14 protein-coding genes are annotated in these 13,425 nt (G+C 30.2%); 7 read left to right on the top strand and 7 right to left on the bottom strand.

Features of this window, described 5'->3' with window-relative positions:
- Positions 1-22: 22 nt before the first annotated feature.
- Positions 23-877 carry a hypothetical protein gene (locus DEA20_04035; GenBank protein HBS48341.1) on the bottom strand — a complete coding sequence of 285 codons (855 nt, stop codon included), beginning with the start codon at positions 875-877 and terminating at the stop codon, positions 23-25.
- Positions 878-1,154: 277 nt separating this feature from the next.
- Between DEA20_04035 and DEA20_04030 the strand changes: the two genes are divergently transcribed.
- The 3 genes from DEA20_04030 to DEA20_04020 all read left to right on the top strand — a co-directional run bounded on the left by DEA20_04030 (position 1,155) and on the right by DEA20_04020 (position 3,441).
- The gene (locus DEA20_04030) at positions 1,155-1,664 is read left to right on the top strand and encodes a ferritin (GenBank protein HBS48340.1); all 510 of its coding nucleotides are present in this window, start codon (positions 1,155-1,157) and stop codon (positions 1,662-1,664) included.
- A complete protein-coding gene (locus DEA20_04025) occupies positions 1,652-2,215 on the top strand; it encodes a ferritin (protein HBS48339.1) in 564 nt (187 codons plus the stop codon). The genes DEA20_04030 and DEA20_04025 overlap by 13 nt, the downstream gene beginning before the upstream one ends.
- A 62-nt stretch (positions 2,216-2,277) precedes the next feature.
- Positions 2,278-3,441, top strand: coding sequence for an MFS transporter (locus DEA20_04020; protein HBS48338.1), 1,164 nt, complete (start codon positions 2,278-2,280; stop codon positions 3,439-3,441).
- Here DEA20_04020 and DEA20_04015 read toward each other — a convergent pair.
- Genes DEA20_04015 through DEA20_03995 form a run of 5 tightly spaced genes read right to left on the bottom strand, consistent with a single transcriptional unit; the run spans position 3,413 to position 7,780 of the window.
- The gene (locus DEA20_04015; GenBank protein ID HBS48337.1) at positions 3,413-4,390 is read right to left on the bottom strand and encodes a deoxyribonuclease IV; all 978 of its coding nucleotides are present in this window, start codon (positions 4,388-4,390) and stop codon (positions 3,413-3,415) included. The genes DEA20_04020 and DEA20_04015 overlap by 29 nt on opposite strands.
- Positions 4,365-5,246: a hypothetical protein gene (locus DEA20_04010; GenBank protein HBS48336.1), complete on the bottom strand. Its 882-nt coding sequence runs from the start codon at positions 5,244-5,246 to the stop codon at positions 4,365-4,367. Before DEA20_04010 ends, DEA20_04015 begins: the two co-directional genes overlap by 26 nt.
- 3 nt (positions 5,247-5,249) lie before the next feature.
- Positions 5,250-5,999: a hypothetical protein gene (locus tag DEA20_04005; GenBank protein ID HBS48335.1), complete on the bottom strand. Its 750-nt coding sequence runs from the start codon at positions 5,997-5,999 to the stop codon at positions 5,250-5,252.
- Positions 5,996-6,613, bottom strand: a complete 618-nt coding sequence (tmk, locus tag DEA20_04000) for a dTMP kinase (protein ID HBS48334.1) — start codon at positions 6,611-6,613, stop codon at positions 5,996-5,998. The genes DEA20_04005 and tmk overlap by 4 nt, the downstream gene beginning before the upstream one ends.
- 3 nt (positions 6,614-6,616) lie before the next feature.
- Entirely contained in the window at positions 6,617-7,780 is a 1,164-nt protein-coding gene (locus DEA20_03995; protein HBS48333.1) for a transcriptional regulator, read from the bottom strand.
- 211 nt (positions 7,781-7,991) lie between these two features.
- Here DEA20_03995 and DEA20_03990 point away from each other — a divergent pair, with 211 nt between their 5' ends.
- The 4 genes from DEA20_03990 (at position 7,992) to DEA20_03975 (ending at position 11,855) form a co-directional block, all read left to right on the top strand.
- On the top strand, positions 7,992-8,561 hold the full coding sequence (locus DEA20_03990) for a hypothetical protein (GenBank protein ID HBS48332.1): 570 nt from the start codon (positions 7,992-7,994) through the stop codon (positions 8,559-8,561).
- A 148-nt stretch (positions 8,562-8,709) separates the two neighbouring features.
- Positions 8,710-8,901: a 4Fe-4S ferredoxin gene (locus DEA20_03985; GenBank protein ID HBS48331.1), complete on the top strand. Its 192-nt coding sequence runs from the start codon at positions 8,710-8,712 to the stop codon at positions 8,899-8,901.
- Positions 8,902-8,929: 28 nt separating this feature from the next.
- Positions 8,930-10,570, top strand: coding sequence for a hypothetical protein (locus DEA20_03980; GenBank protein ID HBS48330.1), 1,641 nt, complete (start codon positions 8,930-8,932; stop codon positions 10,568-10,570).
- Positions 10,571-10,592: 22 nt separating this feature from the next.
- On the top strand, positions 10,593-11,855 hold the full coding sequence (locus tag DEA20_03975) for a hypothetical protein (protein ID HBS48329.1): 1,263 nt from the start codon (positions 10,593-10,595) through the stop codon (positions 11,853-11,855).
- A gap of 103 nt (positions 11,856-11,958) precedes the next feature.
- Here DEA20_03975 and DEA20_03970 read toward each other — a convergent pair whose 3' ends face one another.
- Complete coding sequence (locus DEA20_03970; protein HBS48328.1) at positions 11,959-13,278, bottom strand: hypothetical protein; 1,320 nt, start codon at positions 13,276-13,278, stop codon at positions 11,959-11,961.
- Positions 13,279-13,425 lie beyond the last annotated feature (147 nt).

Raw genomic sequence — 13,425 nt, 5'->3', positions numbered from 1 at the left:
CCCTTTTTTATTTCTTTGTATTTTATTTTGTTTTAGGATTTTCTTCATCAAGGTTGTAATGTCTAATTCTTTGCAAAGGAATTTCTTTTTGCAAAGGAATTCCTTTTGGATTTTTAATATTTGTTATTCCATATCGTGCAAATACTGTTTTACATTCTGGTGTTGCGAGAGCAAATGCTGCTTTGAGTTCTTTTTCGCTTAATTGAATTTTGTTATCTTTCCATAATGTTAAAAATGCTTCTATGCTATCAGGTTGCCCCGCTTTTGCGGCTTCCATTAAAGCTGTATTTTTATTATTATTTTTAATATTTATTTTAGCTCCAGCGTTTAATAATTTATTTATACAATTTACATATCCTTTTTGTGCTGCATAATGCAATGGAGTATTACCATTTGCATCTTGGACATTCACATTTGCATCTTTTTTTATTAAGGCATTTATTAAACGGGCATTTCCGTTCATTGCTGCAAAATGTAAAGGGGCATATTCTCCATAAACGGTATAGATACCAATTCTTGCAGCGCTAGTATCAGTCATATTTTTTGTTTGAGCATTAACGTCAGACTCTGCTTCTATTAAAATTAAAGCACATTCGGTTCTATCATTTCGGGTTGCGCGCAGTAATGCCGTATAATTCTCATATCCTTTGGCTTTTACATTTGCTTTTTTGGTCAATGAAGCTCGAACTTCTTGGACATCACCTCTTGCTGCTGCAAACAACAAATTTTCATCAAGCTCTGAAAGGGCATGTATTAAACTTGTTGATGACAATAATAATCCGACTAAAGCTGTTTTTTTGAATAAATTCATATTAATTCTCCTTGAGAAATAATTTTTAAAAAGGTTACAATTATAATTAATATAAATATAAACCATTGCGCCGTTAAATACAAATGGTAAATATAAATTTATTTAAATATTATTAAAATTGGAGTTTTTTAATTTTAAAAGCTTGAAAAACTATAAAATTATTAAAATTTGATTTTATAAAAAACTGATAATTTTTATAAAAAAACTGATTTGTTTAGTTTTATAACTATTTATTTTTAAATGAGAATGTTTACAGATTTTTTGAAATCTGATGTTTTTTGTTAATGTTTGCTAAGATTGCTTTGTTGAGTTTTGAGAATGTGTGTTTTTAAAAGGAGATTTTATGGGAAAAAAGGCAAAAGAGATTGTTAAAATCGATGTAAAAAAATTAATTGATTTGCTTAATAAAGCTTTGGCTGATGAATGGCTTGCATATTATCAATATTGGATAGGAGCAAAAGTAGTTGAAGGCCCTATGCGAAGTGACGCAATTGCTGAAATGGTGCAACATGCTACCGATGAATTAAGACATGCAGGTATGATTGCGGATCGAATTATTCAATTGGGCGGAGTTCCTATTTTGGAGCCAAAAAAATGGTATGAAGCAACAAATTGTGGTTATGCAGTTCCAAAAGATTTTTATATAAAAATCGTTGTTAAACAAAATATTGAGGGTGAGCAGTGTGCTATAGAAACTTATAATAAACTACTTGAAATAACTCGCGAAAAGGATTCTGTAACTCATTTTATGATACACTCTATTTTGGCTGATGAAGTTGTGCATGAAGAAGATTTGCAAAATTTGTTTGAAGATTTGGAATATTTAGAAAGGAATGTAAAATGCAAAAAATAAATAAAAAAGGAAATAGTAAGTGGATTTGGGGTGGAATTTTAGGATTATTTTTACTTGGAGGCGCTTTTTTTTATTTATCCAAAAAAGGTTTGTCTAAAGCAGAACAAACAAAGGCGGTAGAACTTTTGAATAAGGTGCTAGCTGATGAATGGTTTGCTAATTACCAGTATTGGCTAGGATCAAAGCTAGCAAAAGGTCCAATGAGCAAAGAGGTTTCAGCTTTGTTTACAAAATATTCTGATGATGAGTTTAATAACGCAAACAAAATTGTTGATAAAATATTATTATTTGAAGGCAATCTACCTCTTGAACCAAAAATTTGGTATGAAATATCAAAATGTGGTTATAGCGCGCCTATAGATACTTCTACGAAAAATTTATTAGAGCAAGCGATAAAACGTGAAAAATGTGCAGTGGAATTTTTCAAAGAAATTACAGATTTTATAGGAACTAAAGATGTTGAGGTATTAAAAATAATTCAAGAAATATCAGATATGCAAAACAGTCACATCACGGAATTACAAAATTTACTTGAACTAGTTCAGCATTAAAAATAGTTGAAAATCATAAACAAACGGCGCTTTTAGCGCCGTTTGTTGTTTTAGGTATAAAAATGAAATTTTTTAAAATTAATAAAAATATATTTTGGCTTAGTATTGCAAGCTTTTTAAATGATTTAAGCAGCGAAATGATCATTCCTATTTTACCTCTATTTTTAAAATCACTTGGAGCTGGAAGTATTGCTATAGGTTTTGTCGGGGGGGCGAGAGATGGGCTTGCTAATATTTTAAAATTTTTTGGCGGCTATTTATCTGATAAAATCGGTAAGAAAAAAATATTTCTTTTTTGGGGATATTCCATTTCTAATATTTTTAAACTTCTTTTGGCCTTTTCTTCGAGTTGGACCAGTGCATTAATTTGTTCTACTTCTGAGCGTATTGGTAAGGGAATTAGAACTGCTCCGTCAGATTCTATAATTTCGCAGTCGATGCCAAATCAAAGGGGAAAGGGGTTTGGATTTCATAGAGCGTTTGATACGGCGGGTGCTATTTTTGGGTCGCTTTGTGCACTTTTGCTTTTTTGGATATGGGGACTTAGTTTTAAATTTATAATTTTTATTGCAGCTATGATTTCGTTTTTGTCGCTTATTCCATTGAAGTTTGTAAGTGAACCTGAGGTTGAGAAAAGACCTGCGAATTTTAAATTTTTTGTAAATTTATCTAAAGAATTAAAACTTTTCATTTTTATTTCAACTGTTTTTGCTTTTGCAAATTTCAGCTACATGTTTTTTATTTTGAAAGCACAAACTTTTTTGATTAGTACTGGAATTGTTTCTGAGCAGTTATCTTTTGCGATAGTGATGTTACTTTATGTTTTGTATAACGTTTTTTATTCCTTTTTTGCTTATCCGCTTGGCATATTTGCGGATAAAATTGGTCAGAAAAAAATACTCATTTGGGGGTATTTAATTTTCAGTTTAACTGCTTTACTTACTATAATTGCTAAATCGATTATTGCTTTTGTTTTAGTATTTGTTTTATATGGTATATTTTGCGCCATTGTTAATAGCAATCAGCGCGCTATGGTTTCGAATTTGGCTTCAAAAGGTTCGCAAGCATCAGCTCTTGGTTTGTTTCATACCATAGTTGGTCTTGCAACTTTAGCAGGAAGTGTGTTTGCTGGAGTTTTGTGGAGTTTTAGCCCGCAAATACCTTTTGTTTTTGCCACGATTGTTAGTTTATTTGCTGCTATTTTATTAAGCTTTTTAAAAGTTTAATCTCTTTGGGGTAATTATCGCCGCTTGAGGTTTCTGGTGTTTCTAAAATTTTAGGAATATCGGAAAATCGTTTGTCGTTCATAATTAATTCAAAAGTTTTTAGCGGGATGGTTCCATTTCCAATATTTTCATGTCGATCAACCTTGGATCCACATGGAGATTTTGAATCGTTTAGATGAATAGCTTTTAAATTTTTTAAACCTAAGATTTTATCAAATTCTTCCCAAACTTTTTCATATGATTTAGGAGTACTGATATCGTATCCTGCGGAAAAAGCGTGACACGTATCAAAGCATATTCCAACTTTATTTTTATGTTTGCATAAATGGCGAATTTGTTTTAATTGCTCAAATTTGTAACCGATATTTGTTCCTTGTCCCGCCATTATTTCTAAAAGGATCATAGTTTTCCCATCGCAGTTTTCTAAAACAGCATCCAAATTTTTTGCAATTTTTTCGATTCCTACATCTTCACCTGCTTTTAAATGTGATCCTGGATGTAGAACAAGATATGGAACTCCTAATTCATTACAAATCTCTAATTCTTGTTTTAATGCTTTTACTGATTTTTGCTCGGTATCATTTGAGCTAGATGCTATATTTATGAGATACGAACAATGAGCGACTACAATTTTAATGGAAGAATTTTTTTGAGCTGCTTTGAAAGATTCGATTTCTTGTAAGGTTAATTTTTTAGCATGCCATGTCCGGCTGCTTTTTAAGAAAATTTGTATAGCAGTACAGCCTATCTCTTCACCACGTAGTATTGCTTTGTCAAATCCTCCAGTGATTGAAACATGAGCACCAAGTAAAATGTTTTTCATAAGATCCTTTTTATTGAATTTTAAATATTTTTTGATTGTATGGTAAAAGTAAATTTTTTTTAATAAAAGATAATTAAATTTATGAATTACTTTTGCATTGCTATAAATTTTGATTATTAAAATCAAAAGGTTCTTTTTGAGCAGCTTTTTCTGCTATCTCTTTATAGAAATAACCATCGTCTTTTTCTATTTTTCTTCGAAGTTTATAAAAAAGACGCCACGCTTTTTTATTCATTTTTGGAGGATTTATTTTAATTTTCACTTTGTGAATTTCAAATGTTTTGGATAGTTCTAATGCAGCTTGTAAGCTTCGAATACCGCCTTTATTTAGTTGTAACTCTTGGATGTATGTTGTACCAAATTTTTTAACTAAAAACGGAGTAATTTCAAAATTTATATAATTCTCTATGGATGATTTTTTGTTGAACATTCCATCATCACAAATTGTGATCGAATTGTTAGCGTCATAATTGAGAGTGAGTTTGTTTTCAATAGGGTCGAGCATAATTGTTTGTGCGGAAATTTTTTTATTTAATTTTAAAAAACCTATGAAAAAGAAGGTAAGACAAAAAACTAAACCAAACTTAAAAAATAAATTTTTGATTCTTTTGTTTAGCAAGATAATTGCGCAAGCAAATGGGAAAATAGCGAGTAAAACTTTGGAGGAAAAGGGAACGGCCACTAACCATTTTTTACTACCTAATCGTAAGCAATATTCTATAGCAATAGTGTTATAGTTTAAGGCCTGCGCTAAAAAGTCATTTGGGATAGATAAAATTTCTGTAAAAAATAAGAATGAACTTAAGACTAAAAATATTGTCATAAGCGGAGAAAATAAAAGGTTGCCCAAAATAGACATAAAAGATATAGGCATGCCCCACATTGCAAGTATTGGCATAGAAACAAATGTTGCAATTACTTGTACCAAAAAGAAGTTTAAAAAATATTTAATGATTTTGTTTTGAATGTTTTGTAAAAGCATAAATTATTTTTGTGGGAAGTTGAGATAAACGTTTTTCCAAAATAAATTGGAACTTCCGCTTTGTGGTGGGATTAAAATTTGTTTTTTTATAAAGTTTACAACATTTAGGGCATATTCTTTTGTTTCGTTTTTATCACAAAGTATTTGTTTTTTTGAAAAATAATTAAACAAAATATTTAATATTTCCAAACTATCTGTTTCGTTTAATTCAAGTTTTTTTAAATCAGATTCAAAAGTAATAGGATCGTTTAATTTTTGTTTTTCAATAAAATACTTTAGTAATGGATATTCTTCGAAATCGATTTCAAACTCTGCCTTTGGAAATTGCTTGATTAAAGAGCGCGATTTGATAGTAGGTAAAATTATTTTGATATTATTTGTTAAGAGAATGAAATTGTAACCTACTGGTGGTTCTTCGAGTATTTTTAAAATTTTATTTGCAGTTGCTGCTGTCAAAAGATGAGCTTTTTCTAGAACAAAAAAGAATTTTTGATCTTTATCCAAATTAAACTGAATTTTCTCAAAAATTTGTTCGATAAGGTCAACCGAATAACTTTTTTGTGGTTTTAGCCATAACACAGAAGAATGAGAAAAGCTTTTTAATTTTCTACAATTATTACAATAACATTCTGAAAAATTATCTATCGATTTGTTGATGCAAAAATTTAGCTGTAAAAAGGCGATTGTTTTTTCAACTAAATTTTTATTATCACCTTCCCAAAGTTGTACTGGAACTAAAGAATCATTTTTCATTTTATAAGGCTTTGAATTTTGTCTACAGATTCCATAACTAATTGTTCAGGACTTTTTGTACCATCCAAAATTAGAACATTTTTTTTGTCTTTAAAAATGGTTTCAAATCCTTTAACGGTTTTCTGCCAAAAAGTATTATTTTGTTGTTCGAAAGAAGTTAATGAACCTCTGCTGGATAACCTTTTAAATGCAGTTTCAATGTCTAATCTTACGTAGATTGTTAGATCTGGCGATATATCATTCATCGCCCATTTATTTATATCTTGAAGTGTTTCTATATCAAGACCTAGTCCAAAACCTTGGTATGCGATAGAAGAGTCGCCCATACGATCTGAAATTATAATATAATTATCATTTAATTTGGGAACTATTATTTCGTGAAAATGCTGAGCTCTATTTGCTGCAAATAATAAAAATTCAGTTTTGGCGGCCATTTGATGTTTTTCTTCATAAAGAATTTTTTTTATTTTTTCACCAATAATTGTTTGTCCAGGTTCTTTGGTTAAAAACAGTTTAGAATTGGATTCTTGTAGTTTTTTAAAGAGATTATTTGAAAGGGTGCTTTTTCCGCACCCCTCTATACCTTCAATAGTGATAAGTAAACCTTTTTTCATATTTTATTTCTTAAAAAAGTTTTTTATACAATCACAAATATAATCTATTTCTTCATTATTTAGTTCAGGCCAAATAGGAAGAGCTAATATTTTTGTTGTTAATTCTTGAGCTATAGGACATTCATTTTTTATTGCAGGATTGGTTTGCAAAAATTTAATGTCATTAAATGTTTGAGGATAAAAAATGTTAGATCCAATTTTGTTTTCTGTTAAATGTTGTATTAACTGATTTCTTTTATCTTTATCAACTTCTATGCAGAATTGATGATATGTGTGATGCCCCAAAATTTCTTTTGGTAATTTTATTTCTTTAATTGCTTCAAGGTTTTGAGTATATCTTTTTGCGATTTCTCTTCTTTTGTTGTTGAAGTCATTCAAGAAATCTAATTTTTGCGACAAAACAGCGGCTTGAAGAGCGTCTAATCTACTGTTTATTCCAAGCTCAATATAGTTATAATGGCTTTGGCGACCATGATTTCTAAGCTGCAATAATCTTGCTGCTAGTTTTGGATCGTTTGAACAAACTGCCCCAGCATCACCGCATGCTCCCAAATTTTTTGTTGGATAAAAAGAAAGAGTTGAAATATCGGCCAGAGATCCAGCCATTTTTCCATTTAAACTTGAACCTATTGCTTGTGCGCAATCTTCAATTGTCCAAAGCTTCCATTTTTTTGCAATTTTGGAAATTTTGTCAAAATCTGCACATTGCCCAAATAAATTAACTGCAATAATACCTTTTACTGGAAATCCGGTTTTATTGTGAATTGCGACATTATTTTTTAGTGTTGCATTTTCATTAAGCCATTTTTCGATGTTTTCTGGTGAAATATTAAATGTTTCAGGATCTATATCTACAAAAACAACATGACCTCGGTTTGCAACAACTTCACTTGCAGATGCCAAAAAAGAGAACGGAGTTGTGATAACTATGTCATTTTCTGCTAAATCAAGAGCTCTGACGGCAAGCCAGAGAGCATCTGTACCAGAATTGCATCCAATTGCATGGTTTGTTTTTAAAAATTTTGCTAATTTTTCTTCAAATTCTTTTACAAAAGGACCTCCAACATATTGTTGAGAGTCTAGAACTGAATCGATAGCGGGTTTAATTTTGGATTTGGTGTTATTCCATTGTCTTTCTAATGAAAAAAAAGGTATTTGATGGTTCATTTTATCCTAATATTTTAGATTTTAAAAAGATTTTACAATTTGAATTTATAGCCTAATTTCTTATTATTAATAAAACTGAATACTAATTCTAAAGTTAAAAGAAAATTTGTTAAGAAGTTTTTGTTTTACCTATGTTTTAATTAAATTTTATGTAAAATATTGGTATGTTTGGTGTGGGTTTTTTATTTTAATTTTATTACAAGGAAGCTAAATGTTAGATGCAACTAAAAATATTGAAAATTTAAGAGAACAAACATCTTTTTTACTTGAAAAACAAGAAGATTTGTACTCTTTTTGTAAAGAACGTTTTGAAGAATTATTAAGCATTGTTAAAGCTAAAGTTGTTGAAAGCGAAACCGATAAAAATCAAGTTGAAAAATTAAATTCAATTTCTAAAGTTTTGGGTGAACATTCTCAAAAAGTTTTGGGCGAAATAGAATCAGATGTTTCTTTTTTAAAAGAACAATTAGAAGTTATTGAGGAAGTTGAAAGCGGAAACGATCTTGCTAAAAAAGAAGAATTGATTTCTGCAATGATGGAAAATGAAGAGCTCCTTGAAATGGAAGAGTTTAGAGAAGACGTTCTCCAAGAAGTAGAAGACTCAAAAAAAGGATTTGATACTGTAGTTGAAGATTTGATTTCTGCGTTAGAAGAAGGAAATCTTGATGAAGTATTGGTCTATCTTCAAGAAATGGAAGATCACGAAGAAAAAGAGTCTGGATGCTGCGGTGGAGAATGCCATTCCGGATGTGAAGATTGTTCTAGCTGCGATGACGAATAACTAAAATAAAATTAAATTTGAAAAATAGTTATCATAAAAAAGGAGAGCTCAAAAAAAGAGAGCCGTTTAAAGGGGTTTTAAGGCCATTTAAACTGTTTTTGGCATTAGGGGCTAAACATGATATACTTTTTAAAATCTTTTGGAGGTTTTGTTTATGAAAAAAGTTTATATTGAGTCAGGGTGCATCGGGTGCGGTAGTTGCGAAGCAATATGTCCAGAAGTATTTGAGGTCGATGGAATTTCTACAATCAAAAAAGATTGCGATATTGAAAAAAACGCATCATGCATAAAAGAAGCAGCAAAAATTTGTCCTGTGGAAGTTATCAAGTATCAAGAGTAAAATTCCCTAAAAGTGCAGGGAGGATCAAATGGGAGTATTACAGAAATTAAAGGCTTATATATCGAGGAAGTCATTAATTCTTACAGAGGTTGATGTTTATAAATTTTTAGAAAATTTTTTAAATGTAGATACCAATTTTTATGTAGGAACTATTTTAAAAACTTCTGCCGAGAGATTTTTAAATAAAAATGCTTTAATTTTTTGTGGTAGATCCATTTCTTATAAAGAGCTTTATTTTAGATCCATTTTGATGAGTAAAAAACTTCAAAATCTCGGTGTTAAACCAGGTGATAAAGTTTTACTTCTTTTTGAAAATTCAATCGATTTTTATATTTCTTATTTTTCCATTTGGCAGGTAGGTGCTGTTTGTGTACCTCTTAACACTTTTTTACATGAAAAAGAGCTTTCATTAATTATTAAAGATTCAAAGCCAAATGTTGTAATATCTTCAAATAATTTAAAAAGTAAGTTCGATCTTGCAAAAGAATTTGTAGAAGAAAATTTCCCAATAATTTTGACAAATGATGATATTGATTTTGAAACAGAATTGACGGATCAAGCTTGGGAAGAATGCAAAAATTTTAAGATTGAAAAATTATCTAGTAATGCGCTTTGTTTATTACTTTATACATCGGGCTCTACTGGATCTCCTAAAGGCGTTATGCTTTCCTCGGAAAATATTATTACAAATGTGATGCAAGATATTTCAAGATTGTCTTCTATTGCGTTAAAAGTTCGAGAAAGTGTCTTAAATAAAAATGTTTCTGATGAGAAATTTTTCGCAGCTTTACCTTTATTTCACGTTTTTGCTCAAAACACATGTATTTGGTTTCCAATTATAATTGGAGCTTCGATTATTATAATTCCAAAAATTGACAGAAAAGAAATCGTAGAAGGATTAAGAGAAAAACCTACTTTATTTTTTGGAGTGCCAGCTCTTTATGCACTTTTATGTTTGATGAAAAATGCACCACTTGATTCTATAAAAATATTTGTTTCTGGTGGCGATGCTATGACGGATAAAATTAGGGGCGCATTTTCAATTATTTATGGAAGAAAAATTTGTGTAGGTTATGGTTTGACAGAAGCATCTCCTGTAGTTGCAATTCAGATTCAAGACAAAGAAACCTCTGCGAATATTGTAGGAAAATTGCTTTTAGGAATTCGCGCAGAAATAAGAGATGATGAAGGAAATGTACTTAAAAATTGTGAAATTGGTAATTTATGGCTTCATGGTAAAAATATAATGTTGGGCTATTATAATTCACCAAAAGAAACTGAAAAAGTTTTAAAAGACGGATGGCTCAATACTGGGGATTTAGCTAGATTTGATAAATCCGGAAGTTTAGAAATTATGGGAAGAACTAAAGATTTAATTATTCACAAAGGATTTAATATTTATCCTCAAGAAATTGAAAACGTTCTTCTTTCACACCCTGCAGTTTTTAAAGCAGCGGTGATAGGTAGAGATGATGTGACGGCTGGGCAAGTGCCAGTTGCTTTTATTGCCATCAGGCCTGGTAATGATGATGTTAAATTAAAATTAAAAGAATATTGCGGAAATTATCTTGCAGCATATAAAATACCTAGAAAGTTTATTTATCTTAATGATCTTCCAATGAATCCTACTGGCAAAATAGATAAAAAACAGTTGACCAAAGATTTATAAATCTCCCTTACTTAGGTATAAAATGTCACTTTTCTATGTAAAAATTAATCTTTTTTTTGGTTCTTTAATTCTTGCGGCAGTTTTCGCATTTTTAGAAACAGCTTTTACTTCTTTGCGTTTGTTTAAGCTTAAAGAGCTTGCAGAGCGAAAAAAATCGTTTGCTGCATTTTTTGAAGTTTGGGAAAATAGTCCTCGTAAAATTTTGATCGCTATTCTTATCGCAAATAATTTAGCACATGTTTTATGTTCAGTTCTTATCACAGATATAATGCAGGTTTTTTTGGGAGATACTGGTTTTGCATTAACTATTGGTGTTTTGCTTGCAACTACTATTATTTTGATCATGGGGGAGATTTTGCCAAAAAGTTATGCAAAAGAACGTTGTGACAAATTATTAAGTGCTTCTATTTGGCTTATTTTTATTTTATATAAACTGCTTTCACCTATTGTGTGTGTTTTAACCAAACTTTCAGATTTTGTTTTAAAAAGATTGGGCGGTGTTTCTTTAGAAAATAAACAAAATAATGTTACTGAAAAAGAAATAGAGTTTTTGATTGACTACAGTGACAAAGAAAAAATCATGGAAGCGCAAAAAACAGAAATGTTACAAAATATTTTTTCTTTGGGGCAGACAATGGCAAAAGATATTATGATTCCCAAAACAGATATGATTGCAATAAATGCAAATTTATCGCTTGTAGAATCTATGGATGTTTTTTCTAAATATCGCTTTACACGTCTTCCTGTGTACAAAGATGCGGAAGATAATATTATTGGATTGATTCATCAAAAAGATATATTTGAGCTTTTATACAATAAACAATCTAAAAGAGTAGATGAAATTGTAATGCCAATTTTGTTTATTCCTGAGACAAAAAAGGTTAATTTTCTGCTTACGGAGTTTCTAAAAAAACGTGTTCATATGGCAATTTTGGTTGATGAATATGGCGTTGTAACAGGACTTATAACTCTAGAAGATATTATTGAGGAAATTGTCGGCGAAATAAGTGATGAGCATGAAGTTGTGCATCAAGATATAGTTAATCTACCTGAGGGTGGATGGATGGTAGACGGTAGAGTTGATCTTGAGAGGGTGGAAGAGCTTCTTAATATTAAATTCGATGTAGAAGAATCAGTAACCGTAGGCGGATTTATAGCAGAAAAATTACAACGATTACCTAAAAAAGGGGATCAAGTTTTTTATCAAGGTTATTGTTTTCAAGTCCATCATGCTACGTCAAAACGAGTTCATAATATTCTGATATTTGCAGAATCCCAAAGTTAATTTATTTATAAAAAGATTTAATTTTAGATTCAAATTCACAAAATTAAAGGGATAAAAAGTTAGTCTAACTTTTTATCCCTTTAAAAATTCAAAAAATCGAATTTTATTTATTTAGTGGGATTCTATGAAGTACTTGAGTAGTACAGTGAGGCCCGCCATAACTTTTGGTTACGTTTTTAAAATCAAGCCAAGTTGCATCAACATTGGAATTTTTGATTCTTTCTGGATAAGTTTCACTTACACCTTTTACACCAACTATTTTATTATTACCTATGCACAAAAAATTACATCCATAATTTAGTTGTTCGCTATCAGCTATGTCTATGAGATTAAAGCCTTTTTCAATTTCTATATATTCGAAAAAGTCTTTATCTTTTTGGACGCATTCATATTTGCCTAAATTATTTTTTTTATAAACATCGACAGTTGGTCTAATAGGTCTTGTAATATCATCTCTTGTTATAAGGCCTTTTTCTCTTCTTATTTTATCAACAAGACCTTTTTTAGGTCCTAAAATATTGAAATAAGTATCGAGATGCATTTGATCTTGATGTTTAAAAGGATCTTTTACGACTGCTACTTCAGCATAACCAAAAACATCATTTTCAAATAATTGTTTTACGCCTTCGGCATTTGTTCTTAATCCTTGCCCTATTAATGCAAAATCTCCTACAGGAATAAAGTCGCCCCCTTCTAATCTTCCTTCTCCTGTTACTCTATAAATTGGTTTAATTCCAAGTTTATTAAATGCAAATTCAGTAACGTCGACTTCATGTGCCCTTTGAACAGAATTCATTTTTCCTAAAACTACACCTTTATCAGTTGTTATTTGCTGATCTCTTAGAAAATGCATATTCATTAAAGGATAAGATTGATAAGGCTCTGCTACGAATTTTGTATTTTTTTCCGTACTGTTTCTTAAATGAATTGTTGGGTGCTCTAAAATAATTCGTACAAGATCTTTAGGGTGAACTTTACTTAAAATATTTTTTTTATATTTTAGTTGTTCCTCTTTAGTTTCTTGTGACCAATTTTGAGGCATATCATAAACTAACGATTGGCTTGCAAATTCAATGAGTTGGTCTAATTCAGGACCTTCTTTTTTGCTGCCATCTTCATTAAGTGTTCCTTTTAGTAGGGCATCTGTTAGTTCAATTACTATAATATTATTTTCTCTTAATGTTGCCATATAATTCAAATGTTCTTTTTGAGCTGCGCAAGTATCGAATGAGTCCTCAAATAGAGCTGCATTGGCATGCAGCAAGCCATAAAATACTTCTTGTCCTGGAGTATGCATTAAAATTACTTCTGGTTTATCCCATTCCGCACTTACTCCGACTGCCCAAGAATGTAAAGATTGTTTAGAAAATACGATTGATAAAATTGCAGCAAATAAAACTTTTTTATGAGTTAATTTAATCATAAAATTCCTTTAAATATGTTTTTAAACGGTTTATACAGGAAATTGCGCAATTTGTTATATTGTAATGATTTGTTAAAATTTGAAAAGATAAATTTAATCTACTTGATAAAAAAGTTTTATTTGCATAATTTATCAGAAATCCATTGA

This window comes from Candidatus Dependentiae bacterium (assembly GCA_003511165.1).
Lineage (GTDB): Bacteria > Babelota > Babeliae > Babelales > UBA12411 > UBA12411.
The sequence above is the reverse complement of the archived record's forward strand: the minus strand, read 5'-3'. Positions and strand labels throughout refer to the sequence as shown.